Origin of the sequence: Lentzea sp. DG1S-22, assembly GCF_036321065.1 — a bacterium.
GTDB classification, from domain to species: Bacteria; Actinomycetota; Actinomycetes; order Mycobacteriales; family Pseudonocardiaceae; genus Lentzea; species Lentzea jiangxiensis.
The window spans coordinates 3,194,360-3,210,912 of sequence record NZ_CP143276.1; the positions used below are offsets into that span (position 1 = coordinate 3,194,360).

The 16,553-nt window shown below is 70.1% G+C and carries 16 protein-coding genes; 10 read left to right on the plus strand and 6 right to left on the minus strand.

The features are described from left to right. The first annotated feature begins 7 nt into the window (after window positions 1-7). Genes V1227_RS13930 through V1227_RS13940 form a run of 3 tightly spaced genes read left to right on the plus strand, consistent with a single transcriptional unit; the run spans window position 8 to window position 4,415 of the window. Window positions 8-1,678: an ABC transporter substrate-binding protein gene (locus V1227_RS13930; protein ID WP_329792978.1), complete on the plus strand. Its 1,671-nt coding sequence runs from the start codon at window positions 8-10 to the stop codon at window positions 1,676-1,678. After that, a complete protein-coding gene (locus tag V1227_RS13935) occupies window positions 1,675-3,207 on the plus strand; it encodes an ABC transporter ATP-binding protein (RefSeq protein ID WP_329792979.1) in 1,533 nt (510 codons plus the stop codon). The genes V1227_RS13930 and V1227_RS13935 overlap by 4 nt, the downstream gene beginning before the upstream one ends. Next, a complete protein-coding gene (locus tag V1227_RS13940; protein ID WP_329792980.1) occupies window positions 3,204-4,415 on the plus strand; it encodes an FAD-binding protein in 1,212 nt (403 codons plus the stop codon). The genes V1227_RS13935 and V1227_RS13940 overlap by 4 nt, the downstream gene beginning before the upstream one ends. On the opposite strand, the gene V1227_RS13945 is transcribed toward V1227_RS13940, so the two are convergent. After that, on the minus strand, window positions 4,379-4,957 hold the full coding sequence (locus V1227_RS13945) for an SRPBCC family protein (RefSeq protein ID WP_329792981.1): 579 nt from the start codon (window positions 4,955-4,957) through the stop codon (window positions 4,379-4,381). The two genes, V1227_RS13940 and V1227_RS13945, sit on opposite strands and share 37 nt — an antisense overlap. Then, complete coding sequence (locus V1227_RS13950) at window positions 4,950-5,447, minus strand: winged helix-turn-helix domain-containing protein (RefSeq protein WP_236220090.1); 498 nt, start codon at window positions 5,445-5,447, stop codon at window positions 4,950-4,952. The genes V1227_RS13945 and V1227_RS13950 overlap by 8 nt, the downstream gene beginning before the upstream one ends. 106 nt (window positions 5,448-5,553) lie before the next feature. Here V1227_RS13950 and V1227_RS13955 point away from each other — a divergent pair, with 106 nt between their 5' ends. Next, a complete protein-coding gene (locus V1227_RS13955; protein ID WP_329792982.1) occupies window positions 5,554-7,689 on the plus strand; it encodes an RICIN domain-containing protein in 2,136 nt (711 codons plus the stop codon). Between the two features lie 52 nt (window positions 7,690-7,741). Here V1227_RS13955 and V1227_RS13960 read toward each other — a convergent pair whose 3' ends face one another. After that, window positions 7,742-8,068, minus strand: coding sequence for a DUF6204 family protein (locus tag V1227_RS13960; RefSeq protein WP_329792983.1), 327 nt, complete (start codon window positions 8,066-8,068; stop codon window positions 7,742-7,744). Window positions 8,069-8,137: 69 nt separating this feature from the next. Here V1227_RS13960 and V1227_RS13965 point away from each other — a divergent pair, with 69 nt between their 5' ends. Continuing rightward, a complete protein-coding gene (locus tag V1227_RS13965) occupies window positions 8,138-8,779 on the plus strand; it encodes a transcriptional regulator (protein ID WP_329792984.1) in 642 nt (213 codons plus the stop codon). Window positions 8,780-8,819: 40 nt separating this feature from the next. On the opposite strand, the gene V1227_RS13970 is transcribed toward V1227_RS13965, so the two are convergent. Continuing rightward, window positions 8,820-10,325, minus strand: coding sequence for a chitinase (locus tag V1227_RS13970; RefSeq protein ID WP_329792985.1), 1,506 nt, complete (start codon window positions 10,323-10,325; stop codon window positions 8,820-8,822). A gap of 97 nt (window positions 10,326-10,422) precedes the next feature. Between V1227_RS13970 and V1227_RS13975 the strand changes: the two genes are divergently transcribed. Continuing rightward, window positions 10,423-11,187, plus strand: coding sequence for an alpha/beta fold hydrolase (locus tag V1227_RS13975; protein WP_329792986.1), 765 nt, complete (start codon window positions 10,423-10,425; stop codon window positions 11,185-11,187). Here the strand turns inward: V1227_RS13975 and V1227_RS13980 are convergent. Further along, complete coding sequence (locus V1227_RS13980; protein WP_329792987.1) at window positions 11,177-12,007, minus strand: oxygenase MpaB family protein; 831 nt, start codon at window positions 12,005-12,007, stop codon at window positions 11,177-11,179. The genes V1227_RS13975 and V1227_RS13980 overlap by 11 nt on opposite strands. A gap of 179 nt (window positions 12,008-12,186) precedes the next feature. Here V1227_RS13980 and V1227_RS13985 point away from each other — a divergent pair, with 179 nt between their 5' ends. Both V1227_RS13985 and V1227_RS13990 read left to right on the plus strand, forming a co-directional pair. Further along, entirely contained in the window at window positions 12,187-13,053 is an 867-nt protein-coding gene (locus tag V1227_RS13985) for a DUF4231 domain-containing protein (RefSeq protein ID WP_329792988.1), read from the plus strand. Window positions 13,054-13,070: 17 nt separating this feature from the next. Then, window positions 13,071-14,411: a tetratricopeptide repeat protein gene (locus tag V1227_RS13990; RefSeq protein ID WP_329792989.1), complete on the plus strand. Its 1,341-nt coding sequence runs from the start codon at window positions 13,071-13,073 to the stop codon at window positions 14,409-14,411. A gap of 72 nt (window positions 14,412-14,483) precedes the next feature. Here the strand turns inward: V1227_RS13990 and V1227_RS13995 are convergent, their stop codons facing one another. Next, entirely contained in the window at window positions 14,484-14,870 is a 387-nt protein-coding gene (locus V1227_RS13995) for a TerB family tellurite resistance protein (RefSeq protein ID WP_329792990.1), read from the minus strand. A 30-nt stretch (window positions 14,871-14,900) separates the two neighbouring features. Between V1227_RS13995 and V1227_RS14000 the strand changes: the two genes are divergently transcribed. Both V1227_RS14000 and V1227_RS14005 read left to right on the plus strand, forming a co-directional pair. Continuing rightward, window positions 14,901-15,446: a helix-turn-helix domain-containing protein gene (locus V1227_RS14000; RefSeq protein WP_329792991.1), complete on the plus strand. Its 546-nt coding sequence runs from the start codon at window positions 14,901-14,903 to the stop codon at window positions 15,444-15,446. A gap of 27 nt (window positions 15,447-15,473) precedes the next feature. Beyond that, the gene (locus tag V1227_RS14005) at window positions 15,474-16,553 is read left to right on the plus strand and encodes an NAD(P)/FAD-dependent oxidoreductase (protein WP_329792992.1); all 1,080 of its coding nucleotides are present in this window, start codon (window positions 15,474-15,476) and stop codon (window positions 16,551-16,553) included.

A 16,553-nucleotide genomic window follows, 5' to 3' on the forward strand; every position in this document is an offset into this window, starting at 1 on the left:
AAAGTCGTTGTCCAGCAAGAAACTCCTGGCGATCGTGCTGATCGGCGCCCTGGGGGCGTCGGCGTGCGGCGCGAACGACCCGAAAGCCCCCGGTGACGCCGGCGCCAAGCCCGAGAAGGGCGGCACGCTCCGGATCCTGTCCGAGTCGCGCACGCTCAACCTCGACCCCGCCAAGTCGCAGAGCCTCGCGATCACGTCGCTCGGCCTGGTGCACCGCAGGCTGACCGGCTGGCAGAACGCCGTCGGCCAGCCCGCGAAGGTCGTGCCCGACCTCGCCGACACGGGCAAGACGCCCGACGGCGGCAAGACGTGGACGTTCGTGCTGCAGGACGGCCTGAAGTTCAGCGACGGCACGCCCATCACGTCCGCGGACGTGAAGTGGGGCGTCGAGCGGTCCTTCGCCCCGGCGTTCGGCGGCGGCCTCGGCTACCACAAGGACCTGCTCGGCGGCGGTGACTACAAGGGCCCGTTCGAGGGCAGGGAGCTCGACTCGATCGAGACCCCGGACCCGAGGACGATCACGTTCAAGCTGACCCGCCCGTACGGCGACTGGCCGTGGATCGCCTCCACGCCCGCGTTCGCGCCGGTGCCGAAGGGCAAGGGCGCCGAGGCCGACTACCACGAGCGCGCCGTCGCCTCCGGCCCCTACCAGGTCGGCACGTACACCAAGGGCGTCGAGGTCAAGCTGATCCGCAACCCGAACTGGGACCCCGCGAAGGACCAGGTCCGCGGCGGCCTGCCCGACGAGGTGGTCTTCCAGCTCGGCCAGGACGCCTCGGTCGTCTCGCAGCGCCTCGCCGCCGACTCCGGTGACGACAGGTTCGCCTTCGGCTCCTCGTTCGTCTCCCCCGCCCAGCTCGCGCAGCTGCAGGCCAACCCGTCGGCGAAGTCGCGCGTCGTGACCTCGAAGTCGGGCGCGGTCGCCTACCTCGCGCTCAACACGCAGAAGGCGCCGCTGAACAACCTCAAGGTGCGCCAGGCGTTCCAGTACGCGGTGAACAAGTCCGCGTACCAGATCGCGTCGGCCGGCACCGCCCAGCTCGCCGGCGACACCGCCTCCACGCTCATCACCCAGGGCATCGAGGGCCGCGAGCAGTTCGACCTGTACCAGACCGAGCCGGAAGGCGACCCGGAGAAGGCCAAGGCGCTGCTCGCCGAGGCCGGTTTCCCGGACGGCGTCGAGAACCTCACGCTGGTGCTCAACAAGTCGAACAACCAGACCGAGAAGGCCGAGGCCGTCCAGGCGGCGCTGGCCCGCGCGAACATCAAGGTGACCATCCGGTCGCTGGAGGCGGACGCGTACGAGACCGAGACGAACCTCTCGGAGAACCCGAACTACGACCTCACCCTGTCGTCGTGGCAGCCGGACTTCCCGAGCGCCAACGCGAACATCCAGCCGCTCTTCGCCTCCTCGGAGATCGGCAAGGGCGGCTACAACACCTCGCGGTACTCGAACCCCGAGGTCGACAGGCTGATCGAGGAGGCGCAGTCCACCGTGGACGCCGCCGAGGCCGGGAAGAAGTGGGCGGCGATCGACAGGAGGATCATGCAGGACTCGCCGGTCGTGCCGCTGATCTACACCCGCAACTCGTTCATCCACGGCTCCAAGGTCGGCAACTTCTTCATCGCCGACTTCCCCGCCTACCCGAACTACCTCCAGGTGGGTATCTCCAGGTGAGCGCACTGCTGTCCGTCGAGGACCTCTCGGTGGGCTTCGGCTCGGGCTCCCCGGCGGTCAGCGAGGTCTCGTTCTCGCTGACCGCCGGGGAGGTCCTCGCCGTGGTCGGCGAGTCGGGCTCGGGCAAGACCGTCACGGCGATGTCGTTGCTCGGGCTGCTCCCGCCGACGGCGTCGGTGTCCGGCCGGGCACTGCTCGGCGGGCGCGACCTGTACTCGCTGTCCCCCGCCGCGCTGCGCGAGGTGCGGGGCAACGAGGTCGGCATGGTGTTCCAGGAACCCATGAGCGCCCTCAACCCCGTCTTCACGATCGGCAGCCAGATCGTCGAGGCCGTGCGGGTGCACCGCGCGGTCCCGAGGGCCGCGGCGAAGGCCAGGGCGCTCGAGCTGCTGCGGCTCGTCGGCCTGCCCGAGGAGCGGTTCAAGGCGTACCCGCACGAGATGTCCGGCGGCCAGCTGCAGCGCGTGGTGATCGCGATGGCGGTGGCGAACGAGCCGTCGCTGCTGATCGCCGACGAGCCGACCACGGCGCTGGACGTGACGGTGCAGGCGGAGGTCCTGCGCCTGCTGCGGGACCTGCGCGACCGGCTCGGGGTGGCGATCCTGCTGATCACGCACGACATGGGCGTGGTCTCGGAGCTGGCGGACCGGGTCGTCGTGATGAACGGCGGGAAGGTCGTGGAGACGGGTCCGGTGAAGGAGGTCTTCGCGACTCCGCGGGAGCCCTACACCCGGACGTTGCTCGACTCGGTGCTGCGCCTGGACACCCGCGAGCTGCCCGCGCGGGCCGCCGGGGAACCGGTGCTGCGACTCGACGGCGTCTCCGTCACCTACGGCAGGTTCCGCGCTGTGTCGGACGTGTCGTTCGAGATCGGGCGCGGCCAGACGCTCGGCCTGGTCGGCGAGTCCGGCTCGGGCAAGTCGTCCCTGGCCGGGGCGATCACCGGGCTCACCCGGTACACCGGGCGGATCACCGTGGCGGGCAGGGAGGTCGCGTCGCTGCGCAAGGCCGACCGCGGCCGGGTCGGGCTGGTGTTCCAGGACCCGCTGTCGTCGCTGAACCCGCGCGCCACGATCGCCCGGTCGATCGCGCAGCCGTTGCTGCTGCACACCTCGTTGCGCGGCAGGGAACTGGAGGCGAAGGTCGACGCGCTGCTCGACGCCGTGCAGCTGTCCGCGACGTTGCGCGACCGGTACCCGCACGAGCTGTCCGGTGGTCAGCGGCAGCGGGTCGGCATCGCCCGGTCCATCGCGCTGGACCCGGATCTGCTGATCGCCGACGAACCGACGTCCGCGCTGGACGTGACCGTGCAGGCACGGATGCTGGAGCTGGTGCTGTCGCTGCAACGCGACCTGCGGTTCGCGTGCCTGTTCATCAGCCACGACCTGGCCGTCGTGCAGCACCTCGCCGACCGCGTCGCGGTGCTGCACCGGGGCGTCGTCGTGGAGGAGGGCACGTCGGTGTTCGCCGCGCCGCGCGAGGAGTACACCCGACGATTGCTGGCGTCGGCGCTTACCGTGTCCGCATGAAGACCAACTGGGCGGGCAACATCACGTTCACCTCGGCGCAGGCCGTGGCCCCGGCATCGGCCGAAGAGCTGCGCGCGGTCGTGCGCGGCTCTTCGGCCGTGCACGTCGTCGGCTCGGGCCACTCGTTCAACACGATCGCCGACACGACCGGCACGCTGGTGTCGCTGTCGGCGATGCCCGAGGTCTTCGAGGTGTCGGGCCGGACGGTCCGGGTGAGCGCCGGCATGACGCTCGCCACGCTGGCCGTGCGCCTGGAAGCCGCCGGTCTCGCCCTGCACACGTTGCCGTCGCTGCCGCACATCACGGTGGCCGGCGCGATCGCCACGGCCACCCACGGCTCGGGCTCCCGCTCGCTGGCCGGCGCCGTCCGGTCCGTCGAGGTCCTGCGCGGCGACGGCTCGGTCGTCGAGCTCACCTCCGCCGGCGCACCCGTGTCGCTGGGCGGCCTCGGCGTCGTCACGACCGTCACCCTGGACGTGGTGCCGTCGTTCCGGGTCGCGCAGACCGTCTACGAGGACGTCGCCTGGACGACGCTGCTCGTGCGGCTCGAGCAGATCTTCGGCGGCGCGTACAGCGTGAGCGCGTTCGTCGACTGGCAGGGCGGCGCGACGCTGTGGGTGAAGCACCGCGTGGGCGACGAGGAGTTCCCGTTCCCGGGCCACCCGGCCGCCGAGCCCGCCCACCCGGTCCCCGGCCAGCACCCCGTCCACTGCACGCTGCAGGGCGGCGTCCCGGGCCCGTGGCACGAGCGCCTCCCCCACTTCCGCGCCGAGTTCACCCCGTCCGTCGGCGACGAGCTGCAGACCGAGTACTTCGTCCCCCGCACCCGCGCGGTGACTGCCCTGCGCGCGCTGGCGGAGATGTCGACGGTGATCTCACCGCTCGTGCAGACCTGCGAGATCCGCACGATCGACGCCGAACCGCAGTGGCTGAGCCCTGCCCACGAGCGCGACAGCCTCGCGATCCACTTCACCTGGGTGCCGAACACCCAGGCCGTGCTCGCCCTGCTGCCGCGGCTGGAGGAGGCGATCGCGCCCCGGCCGCACTGGGGCAAGCTGTTCACCGTGCCGGCGCCGCTGCTGGCGGCCCGCTACCCGCAGTGGGACGCCTTCCGGGCGCTGCTGCGCGAGCACGACCCGAAGGGTGTGTTCCGCAACGAGTTCCTGACCCGCTACTTCGGGTCGGCGACCTCGGCCGGTCCCTTCTGACGCACGGCTTCCAGCTCCTCGTCGGAGAACCCGTACGTCGTCACCACCGTCATCTTGGCGCTGCTCACCACCAGCCCGGGCCCGAACTCCTCCACCACGACCCCGCGCTGGTTCGCCGACTCGAAGAACGGCTTCCCGCTCACCCCGAGATCGACCTCGGACGGCCAGAACAGCGTGCGCCGCTTCTCGCCGGGGTGGTACTCGTGCGCGAACTTCAGCTGGTGCAAGAACGTGATCCAGCCCTCGGTGATGTCGTCGTAGTAGTCGTCCCACTCGGGTGAGGTGCCCTTGGGAGCGCGCGTCAGCACGACGCGGGTGCCCTCGGGGACGGAGGTCAGGGCGAACGTGTCGTGGCCGTGGACGACCAGCGTGGTGCCGTCCTCCTCGGCGTCGGTGAAGTAGATGTGGTCGATCTCGGCGTCGAGCTCCGGGAGGTCCCAGCCGTGCCAGTGGCGCAGCTTCTCCCTGTCCCGGAACGACTGCCACACCTCGTCGACCGGCGCGGCCACGGTGATCTCGATCCGGACGCCTTCGTCACTCATCTGCCACTCCGGGGTGTCCCAGCGCGACCACCCGGTAGGGGCGGCCGCTGTCGGTGTCGTACTTCAGGGCGATCTGCCGCACCGCTTCGGCCAGGTCGCCGGTGAACTCGTGGACGTCGCCGGGCGCGCCGAAGCGGACCGTCGTCTCCACCGTGAACGTGAGCAAGCGTTTTCCCGCGTCGGCGGCGGCGCCGGCCATCCGGTCGACCTCGCGGGCCGTCCCGGAGGCCACGGACACCAGGTGCGTCGCGGCGAACTGGTCCTGGACGCCGGCGGCGACCTCGCGGCCCGGTTTGGCGCGCAGGACCCGCTCGACGCAGCCGCGCCGCTGCCGCTCTTCGACGAGCTCGACGAGCCCTGCCTGCTCCAGGGCTCGCACGTGGTAGTTGACCCGTTGCCGCGGCAGGTCGAGGGCCGCCGCCAGCTGGGTCGCCGAGGCGGGAGACCTCAGCAGCTCGAGCAACGACCGGCGCAACGGTGACAGCTCCACACCCGGCACGGTCCCATTTGACAAAATGATTTGTCAATACCGGAACGGAACCGGAAACGGTTAGGTTCGTTGACGGTTGCGACAAACCGACCGCACCCTGTGACCCGTGAGAACCCCCCTGCTGGTGGCAGCGTTGGCAGCAGCGGCGACCGTTCCCGTGTGGACGGTCGCGGCCCAGGCCGACGTGGTGCCCGGAACCGCTTATCAAGTGACGAACGTCGGCAGCGGAAAGTGCGTGGAGTCGCTGGGAACGGCCAACGGCGCACAGCTCCGCCAACAAGGCTGCTCGGGCCAGACCTGGAAGTTCACCGCCACGAGCGGCGGGTACCACACCGTTGGTGAAGGCGCGGTCTGGGACGTCTCGAACGTGTCCACCGCGGACAACGCGGCGATCCACATGTGGCAGAACTTCAGCGCGAACAACCAGCAGTGGCGCCCCGAACAGGTCGGGACCGACACCTACCGGTTCGTGAGCCGCCACAGCGGCAAGTGCCTCGACGTGCCCGGCGCGTCGACCGGCGACGTGCAGCTGGTCCAGTACACCTGCAACGGGACCAACGCGCAGCTGTTCCGCCTCTCCCCGGGCAACCCGAACCCCGGTCAGCCGGACTTCGGCCCGAACGTGCTGGTCTTCGACCCGTCGATGCCGGCGTCGACCATCCAGGCGCGGCTGGACGACGTCTTCCGCCAGCAGGAGCAGGGCCAGTACGACGCGCGCCGGTACGCGATCATGTTCAAGCCCGGCAACTACGACGTCGACGTCAACATCGGCTTCTTCACCCAGGTCCTCGGCCTGGGCCTGCTGCCCGACGGCGTGACGATCAACGGCCAGGTGCACGTCGAGGCCGACTGGTTCCAGGGCAACGCGACGCACAACTTCTGGCGCGGCGCGGAGAACCTCGCGATCCGGCCGCCGGGCGGCACCAACACGTGGGCCGTCTCGCAGGCTTCCGCGATGCGCCGCACCAAGACCTACGGCAACGTGCAGCTCGACGACAACGGCTGGTCCAGCGGCGGTTTCCTCGCCGACTCGGTGGTCACGGGCCAGGTCCGCTCCGGTTCGCAGCAGCAGTGGCTGTCGCGCAACACCGAGTGGGGGTCGTGGACCGGGGAGAACTGGAACATGGTGTTCGTCGGTGCCCGCAACGCGCCGCAGACCTCGTTCCCGGAGCCGCCGTACACGAACGTGGCGCAGACCCCTCTCGTGCGGGAGAAGCCGTTCCTCAACGTAGACGGCAGCGGGAACTACAACGTGTTCGTCCCGGCACTGCGCTCCAACACGAGCGGCACCACGTGGGCGTCCGGCAACCAGCAGGGCACGAACATCCCGCTGTCGCAGTTCTTCATCGCGAAGCCGGGCACCTCGGCGGCGACGATGAACCAGCAGCTCGCGGCCGGCAGGCACCTGCTGCTGACGCCGGGCATCCACCAGGTGTCCGAGCCGATCCGCGTCACCCGTCCCGACACCGTGGTGATGGGCCTCGGGCTCGCGACCGTCATGCCCACCAACGGGAACATGGCGATCGACGTGGCCGATGTGGACGGTGTGAAGATCGCCGGCCTGCTGGTCGACGCGGCGCCGACCAACTCGCCGCTGCTGGTGCAGATGGGCGCGCCGGGCAGCAACGCCAGCCACTCGGCCAACCCGTCCTCGCTGCACGACGTGTACGTGCGCATCGGCGGCTCGGCCGTCGGGCGGGCCACGACCTCGCTGGTCGTCAACAGCCACAACGTGATCGGCGACCACCTGTGGCTGTGGCGCGGTGACCACTCCTACGGCGTCGGCTGGGACCTCAACACCGCCGACACCGGACTGGTCGTCAACGGCGACAACGTGACGATGTACGGCCTGTTCGTCGAGCACTACCAGAAGTACCAGACCATCTGGAACGGCCAGGGCGGCCGGACGTACTTCTACCAGAACGAGATGCCGTACGAGGTGCCCAACCAGGCGGCGTGGATGAACGGCTCGACGCGCGGCTATGCGGCGTACAAGGTCTCCAACAACGTCACGACGCACGAGGCGTGGGGCCTGGGCAGCTACGCCTTCATGAACGCCAACCCGTCGGTGGTGGCCGACCGGGCTTTCGAGGTGCCGAACACCCCCGGCGTGAAGTTCCACAGCATGGTGACCGTGTCGCTGGGCGGCAAGGGAACCATCCAGCGGATCATCAACAACGCGGGTGGCACGGCGACGGCGGGCTCGACCGAGGCCTACCTCGCGCACTACCCGAACCCCTAGCACCGCCGAGCAGGACGGGCCCGCGCTCCCCGGAGCGCGGGCCCGTTCCGGTTCAGCCGAGCCGCTTCGGGCGGTTGATCTTCATCTCGTCCATGTCGGTGACCTTGGCCTTCAGGCCCCGGAAGTCCACGCCCAGCTCGTCGAGCGCCGTGGACGCGCGGCGCAGCCCGGCCTCGTCCGGCTTCTCCGACGCCGTCAGCACCACGCGGTAGCTGAAGAAGTCGAGCTTCTCGTCGTAGGACAGCGCACCCTCTTCGCTGAAGCCCGCGTCGCGCAGGAAGTCGAAGCCCCGCAAGCGCTCGCGCAGGGTCGTGCGCTGGTCGTCGGTGAGGTCGGCGAAGCGGCCGCGGACGAGTACTCGGTAGGTGTGTTCAGCCACGGGCGAAGATGCTCCCCGATCGACCGCCGCTCTGGCGAACGATTTCCCGGGTGCGCGAGAATCTCGACCATGAACGCAAAAGAGCTGGTCACGCGCATCCGCACGGAGCTGCACCCCGGTGACCACGACAACCTCGTGGTGAAGCTGATCGAGACCGGGCAGGCTCCGCGTGCCGTGATCCAGACCTTCGCCGCGGAAGAGAACCACATCGTGTCGTCGGACTGGCGAACATTCCTGGCGCTCGCGTCGAAGGCGGAGGAGCCGAACGCGCGGGCGTTCTTCACGCTGCTCGCCGGTGGCGAGGAGCTCGTGCTGCCGATGCTGCCGCCGTTGGCCGAGGCCGCCGGCATGTCCGCCCAGGACTTCCACGCCTACGAGCCGTTCCCCGGCTGCCAGGCCTACCCGGCGTACCAGGCGTGGATGGCGCTCAACGGCGAGCCGACGGACGTGGTCCTCGCGATCCTCGCGAACTTCACGGCGTGGGGCGGGTACTGCGCGCGGATGGCGAAGGGGCTGCGCGAGCACTACGGCTTCGGCGACGAGGCCTGCGGGTTCGTGGACTTCTTCGCGACTCCCGCGCCGCAGCTGGAAGAGCGCGCGGTGGCGGCGATCCAGGCGGCGCTGGACTCCGGCTGGCAGCCGAAGCACGCGTGGCGCTACGGCCGCCTGCTGCAGGCCTACGAGCTGCAGTTCTGGTCCACGCTCGCCTGACGGGGTGCGGGGGCGGCCCGCGGGCCGCCCCCGACAGCCGCTAGCGGGGCAGATAAGCCCGGTGGGCCTTGGAGAACTCGTAGTTGTTGTACTTGTCCCAGTTGATCGACCACGTCATGAGGCCGCGCAGGTTCGGGTACACGCCCTTCGGCTTGTAGCTGCCGCACCGCGTGCCCTTGGTGAGGCAGTCCAGCGCGGTCTGCACGTCCGCGACGGACGTGAACCCGTTGCCCGCGTACATCGCGGCGGGCAGGCCGAACGCGACCTGTTCCTGGCGCAACGGCGCGAAGAACTTCGTCGCGTCACCTCGCACGGGGAACCCGGCGAGCACCATGTCGGTCATCGCGACGTGGAAGTCCGCGCCACCCATGTTGTGGTACTGGTTGTCCAGCCCCATCACGGGTCCGGAGTTGTAGTCCTGCACGTGCAGCAACGTCAGGTCGTTGCGCATGGCCTCGATCACCGGCAGGTAGGCGCCCGTGCGCGAGTCACCGCCGCCCGCACCGCCGTAGAACTGGTAGCCGACCTGCACGAAGAACGTCTCCGGCGCCATCGTGAGCACGAAGCCGGCCCCGTAGCGCGCCTTCAGCGAGCGCAGCGCCGAGATCAGGTTCACGACCACGGGCGTGGTCGGGTTCTTGAAGTCGGTGTCACCGGCGTCGAGAGACAGCGAGTGGCCCTCGAAGTCGACGTCGAGCCCGTTCAGGCCGTACTTGTCGATGATCGCCGACGCCGAGCGCACGAACGCGTCGCGCGCCGCCGTCGTCTCCAGCCGCACCTGGCCGTTCTGGCCGCCGATGGAGATGTTGACCTTCTTGCCCTTCTGCTGCTGGGCGCGGATGCCGGCGATGAACTCGGCCTCGGACTCGACGTTCGGGCACTCCGCCACCGGGCACTGGGTGAACCGCAGCTCCCCGCTCGTCGCGCTGGTGGACTCGGCGAACGACAGGTTGATGACGTCCCACTCGTCCGGCACGTCCTTCATGCGGATGTAGCCGGAGCCGTTGGCGAAGCTCGCGTGCAGGTAGCCGACGAGCACCTTGCGCGGCAGCTGTCCCGTGGGCGGCTGACCGGTCGTGGTCGTGGTCGTGGTGGTCGTCGTAGTGGTGGTCGTAGTGGTGGTGGTCGTGCTCGTCGTCGTACTGGTTGTAGGCCCGGTGCCCCCGGTGCAGGCGGCGCCGTTGACCGTGCAGTTCGCCGGGTCGGCGGTGCCGGCGGCGTTGAAGCCGAACGAGACGCTCGCGCCGGGGGCGATCGAGCCGTTGTACTCGCGGTTGACGAACGTGTTGCGGGTGCCGCTCCTGGTGAGCAGCGAGTCCCAGTAGGCACCGACGGAGGTCGAGGCCGGGTAGTCGAACTCGACCTTCCAGGAGCTGACGGCCGCGCTGGTCTCGTTCTTGATCGTCACCGTCGCGGTGTAGCCGGTGCTCCAGGACTGCTTGGAGAACGTCGCCGTGACACCGGCGGCGCTGGCAGGGGCGAGGCTCACGACCACGGTGCCGAGCACCAGTGCGGCCACCGCGGATATTCGAGCGAACAACAGCATGGCTGCTCCATCCCTCACGCGTGGCGGCCGGCAGGGGGTCCTACCCCGAATTGGACTAGACCATCTATCGCGAAGTCAAGGATCTAGACTTCTCGCCGTGCCCCGCGCTCGTGCCGCCGACGGAACCAGGCTCTCCTACTCGGTCGAGGGCTCCGGGCCCGCGCTGCTGCTCATCGCGGGGCAGGCGAACTCCTCGAAGTGGTGGTCCCAGGTCCTGCCGGACTTCTCCGAGCGGTTCACGACGATCGTCACCGACCACCGCGGGACCGGCTCCAGCGACAAGCCCGACGTCCCCTACAGCACGCGGTTGTTCGCCTCGGACTGCATCGCGATCCTCGACGACGCGGGCATCGGGACCGCGCACGTCTACGGCACGTCGATGGGCGGCCGGATCGCGCAGTGGATCGCGGCCGAACACGGCTCGTACGTCGACCGGCTGGTGCTCGGCTGCACCTCCCCCGGCGGCGCGCACGGCATCGAGCGCAGCGCCGAGGTGCGCAAGTCCCTCGCCCAGGCCGACCCGATGAAGGCGCGCAGGGCGTTGGAGGAGCTGATGTACACGCCCGCCTACCGCGGCCCGTTCAACACGCTCGGCGACCCCTGGATGCCGCCGTACGCGCGCAAGCGGCACCTCTTCGCCAGCGCCGAGCACGACGCGTGGGACGTCCTGCCGTCCATCACCGCGCCGACCCTCGTCGTGCACGGCAGCGAGGACGTCTTCAACCCGACCGCGAACGCCCCGCTGATCACCGAACGCATCCCGGGCGCCCGGATGCACCTCGTCGAGGGCGCGCGGCACGGCTACTTCGAGGAGTTCCGCGCCGAGGCCACCCCTGTGGTGATGGATTTCCTCAGCTCGTGACCCACCGCATGCCGCGCATCAGCGCGTGGCCCGCGAACCGCACACCGGTGGCTTCCGAGATCGGCAGGTAGGGCAGCCGCAACGGGATCCGCGCCCACACCGGCAGGCTCGCCACCGCCGTGGCCGTCAGGATCCCGTACGGACCACGTGCCAGCAGCGGCAGCGGGGCCTTGAACAGCAGGAACCGCGCCGCCTCCCGCGCCTCGGGCGTGCCCTCGAGCTCGCCCCGGTAGGACTGGAGCCTCTTCTCGAGCTCGGCGGTCGTGCGCGGCGGGTCCGGGATGCCCATGGCCTCCGCGACGACGGCCATGTCGGCGACGTAGCCGTCGTAGTCGTCGAGCGGCTCGGCGCCGTAGCGCCGGTGGCAGCGCAGGAAGCTGTCGACCTCGGCCACGTGCACCCAGGCCAGCAGGTGCGGGTCGTCTGCCCGGTACTCCCGCCCGTCCGGCGCGGTGCCGTGGATGTGCCGGTGCACGCGCGCGAGCCGGGCGACGGCCTTCTCCGCGTCCTCGACCCTGCCGAACGTCGTTGTGGCGAGGAACAGGCTCGTGCGCTGCAAGCGGCCCCACGGATCGGTGCGGTAATCGGAGTGCTGCGCGACCGCGGCCATCGCGAGCGGGTGCAGCGACTGCAGCAGCAACGCCCGCAGCCCCCCGATGAACATGGCGTGGTCGGCGTGGACGTGCCTGATCGGTCTGTCGTCGGCGAACAGGCGCGGTCCGGGCGCCTCGTGGATCCGCCGCGCGTGGTCGGCGCGGTCCGGTCCCACGACCTTCTCGAAGATTCCTTCGCTCAGCTGCCTCCGCAGTACCTCCAGCATCTCCCCATCATGCGCTCCGTTTGCTGAGAACGGCGCGGTCACCGCTCAGCGAAATCCTGCGCTGTACGGGTGAACACACCCCGATCACCCCGGAACCGGGGACCGCGCGGAGGGCGGCGTGGTAACACACGTTTGACCGCGCACGATCAGCGTTGTCGAAGCACGAGAGAAGGACGTGGATGAACGACGAGCACCTGCCGGGCTTCTACCACGATGCCGACGCGGCCTCCCGGGCCGGGCAGCGCGCCACGTTGCTGCTCAGCCGGATCCGGCTGATCGGTGCCGTGGTCGCGGCGGTGGGTGGCGCGTTCAAGTGGAAGATCGGCGGTGGTGTCGACGTGTGGGCGTGGGTGGCGCTCGCCGGCTTCCTCATCGCGTTGTTCGGCGAGTTCTTGCTGTGGTTCATGCACCCCGAGCTGAAGTGGAACGCGGGTCGCGCCGTCGCCGAGCGGGTGAAGTCCCTGGCCTGGCGCTACGCCGTCGGCGGGGACCCGCTGCCCGCCACCACGCCGAACCCCCGCAGGGCACTCGACTCCGCGATTTCCTCGGTCGCGGCCCAGCACCGCGGCACCCTGTTGCTCACCAGCGCCAACCCGGCCGGCGACCGGATGATGACCGAGGTGCGTGCCAGGCCGTTCGCCGAGCGCAGGGAGATCTACCGCGAGAACCGGGTGTGGCAGCAACTGGACTGGTACCGGGGCAAGGCCGCCGCGAACGAAAGGCGGGCGACCACGGCGCGCATCCTGCTGTTCGCCGGTGAGTTCATCGCGATCCTGTTCGCCGTCCTGCGCATCGTCGGCGCCTGGGACGTCGACCTGTCCGGCGTGATGGCGGCGGCGGTCGCGGGCGGCGCGGCGTGGATAGGACTGCGGCAGTGGGAGAACCTGAAGGTCGCCTACTCCACCGCGGCGAACGAGCTCGCGGACATCCACCAGCGGCTGCTCTCCGTCGACGAGGAGGAGTGGCCCGCCTTCGTCGCCGAGGTGGAGGCCGTGATCAGCAACGAACACACAGCTTGGCTGGCGTCGCGTCCCGGCACGGCCTGATCCCCGGAGGACCCCTGATGACGGCCGACGAGCCGATGACGATCTTCGTTGCGATGCCGGGCACCAGCCTCGGCGAGCACGCGAATTGGAGGGACATCAAGGCGATCAAGAACGACCTCTACGAACCAATCGCCGAGGCGCTCACCACCGAGCTGGGCGTCAAGTTCGTGGTGCAGATCGAGAAGGACCGCGAGGCTTCCGGCCCCATCCACCACACGATGTTCCAGGAGGCGCTCGAAGCCCCTGTCTACATCGCGGACCTGACCGGCGCCAACCCCAACGTGTACCTGGAGCTCGGCGTCCGCTGGGCACTGCGCGACCACGTCACCGTGCTCGTCAGCCAGGACGTGGAGCACGACGTGCGGTTCAACGTCGCGGCCAACCGCGTGGTGCAGTACAGCAACGCGTACGGCCAGCTCATCGAGGCACGGCAGAAGATCGTGAACATGATCCTCAACGGCCTGCGCACGAAGAACACGGACAGCCCGGTCCGCCACGGCAACACCGTGTTGAGCATCTCCCGTGCCGAACTGGAAGCGCGGGACGAGGAACTGCGGCAGCTGCGGCTCGAACGCGGCGACGACCTGTTCGCCGCCGCGATGGACACCGACGAACCCGGCCTGCGAATCGATCTCCTCAAGCGAGTGGTGGCGGTGAACCGCAGCCGTGCGGACGCGCACGGGCAGCTCGGCATCGCGCTCAGCGACGCGGGCCGCACCGACGAGGCCATCGACCACCTCCGCCAGGCCGCCCACCACCAGCCCGACGTCGCGGAGTGGTGGCGCAGACTCGGAGTGGTCCAGAGCCGCGCCAGGGAGTTCGACGGCGCCGCGAACTCCCTGCAACGTGCGGTCGAGCTCGACCCCAAGGACGCGGAGGCGCACTCCATCCTCGGCGGCGTTCACCGGCGCCGCGCGCGCAGGGCAGGCAGCGACCTCGAAAACCTGCGCAAGGCGCGGGACTCCTACCAGGAGGCCGCGCGGCTCGACAAGCACAACCTCTACCCGCTCGCCAACCTGCGCCGGCTGAACGTCCAGCTCGCCGACGACGAGAGGACGCGCGCCGAGGCTGTCAGGGACTTCGCGAAGCTCAAAGCACTGGCCGAGTTCGTCGTCGGGTCCGACCCCACGCCGTGGAGCCGCCTGGACCACGCGGAGACGCTGGCGTTCAACGGCGAAGCCGACGCCGCCCTGGCCGAGCTGCGCACCGGCATGAACGAGCTGCCACCGACCAACCGTGCGCGCACGGCGAAGACCGCCATAGAACCGCTGGAGGACATGCTCGCCGTGGGGTGGCTCGACGCCTCGATCGCCGACACGTTGCGCAGGATGATCGACGAGTACAAGGTCTACGTCTGACTCGTCCGCGGCGACGGTGCCGCAGGCCTCGCCGGTCGGCGGACGCGGCGAGGCCTGGGAGCGCCGACTGCGTCAGGCGAGGGCCTCGACGACCCGCGTCACCATCTGCCGCTCGGCCGCGGCCACCTCGCCGTCCGCCCCCGCCACCGACCGGCACATCTGCGCCACGGCCGCGCGGAAGATCGGCACGTCGCGCGGCTCGTGGGCGTTGATGATCGCCACCGAGTCGCGCAGGGCGGCCAGGACGCCCGCCTCCACATCGGACGCCGTGCCCTTCGGCAGGGCGGGCGGGGCGGCGGCGATGATGGCGCGCAGGTCGTCCGGGAGCAGCGTGATGGCCCTGACGCCCGCCTGGCTCTCCTCGTCGACCGAGCCCGGGTCCGCGGTGGACACGAGCACCATCGCACCGAAAACGGCCGTGCGGAGGGTTCGGCCCTCCGCCTCCGTGTACGCAGTCATGGCCGCAAGCCTATGCAACGATCAGCGGCTATGAGTGCGGGTCAGGTTCTCGGCGCCAACATCAGGGCGTTCCGGGAGCAGCGCGGGTTGTCCCTGTCGGAGCTCGCGCGGCGGTCGTCCATCGCCAAGGGCACGCTGTCGCAGCTGGAGAGCGGTTCGGGCAATCCGACGATCGAGACCGTGTTCAGTTTGTCGAACGCTTTGGACGTGCCGGTGTCGGAGCTCGTGACGGAGCGGACGGTGCCGGACGTGGTGCTGGTGCGGGCGCGGGACGTGGAGGTGCTCAGCAGCAACGCCGTCGACCTGCGGCTGATGCGGCGGATGGACGTCGGGGACACCGTGCTGGAGATCTACGACCAGCGGGTGCGACCCGGCGCCACGCAGACCAGCGAAGGTCATCCCGGCAGGGAGCACGTGCTGGTCACGAGCGGTCAGCTGAGGGTAGGGCCGGTCGAGGGGCCGTACGAGCTGGGGCCGGGTGACTACGTGTGCTTCCCCGGCTCGGTCCCGCACCTCTACGAGACCGTTGGCGGTGAGGTCAGCTCGGTACTGGTGCTCGAGTATCCGAAGCACTAACGTTCATTCTAATGAACGGAGGTGGCGATGCACCCGGACGTCGTGGTCATGGGCGCGGGCATCATCGGAGCCGCGTGCGCGCAGGCGTTGAAGGCGCGCGGGCTCGGTGTGCTCGTCGTCGACCGCCACGGGCCGGCGTCGGGCACCAGCTCGGCGGGTGAGGGCAACGTCCTGGTCAGCGACAAGGAGCCGGGGCCGGAGCTCGACCTCGCCAGGAAGAGCCGCGAGCTGTGGCCGGAGCTGGCCGGTGACGCCGAGTGGGAGGAGAAGGGCGGCCTCGTCGTCGCCACGACCCCCGAGTCCGCCGGTCACCTGCGGGCGTTCGCCGCGCGGCAGCGGGCCACGAGCGTGGACGCCTGCGAGATCACGCCCGAGGAGGCGCTGGCCCACGAGCCGCACCTCAACCCCGCCGTCACCGCCGCCGTCCACTACCTCGAGGACGCCCAGCTCAACCCCGTCAAGGCTACCCGGACCCTGTTGCGCGGCATCGAGGTCAGACGCACGGAGGTGTCCACAACGGACGGACGTAGCGTCACGACGGCGGACGGCGTGATCAGCTGCGGCGCGGTCGTGAACGCCACCGGGCCGTGGGCGCGGAGCTTCGGCGTCAACGTGCTGCCCCGGCGCGGCGTCGTGCTCGTCACCACGCCGATCCCCGGCAGGATCCGGCACAAGGTCTACGACGCGGACTACGTCGGCGCGGTCGCGAGCGGTGACGCCGACCTGCAGACGTCCGGCGTCGTCGAGTCGACGCCGGCCGGCACGGTGCTCATCGGCTCCAGCCGCCAGCGCAAGGGCTTCGACGACACGATCGAGACCGAAGTGCTCACGGCGTTGGCACGGAGGGCGATCGCGATGTTCCCGATGCTGGCGGAGGTCCCGGTCATGCGCGCGTACGGCGGCTTCCGCCCCTACGCGCCGGACCACCTGCCGATCATCGGCGAGGACCCGCGCACGCCCGGTCTCTGGCACGCCACCGGTCACGAGGGCGCGGGCGTCGGCCTCGCCCCGGCCACCGGACGACTGCTCGCCCAGCTGCTCACCGGCGAGGAGCCGCTCGTCGATCCCCGCCCGTTCCGCGTCGACCGCCCGGAGGTGATGGTGTGA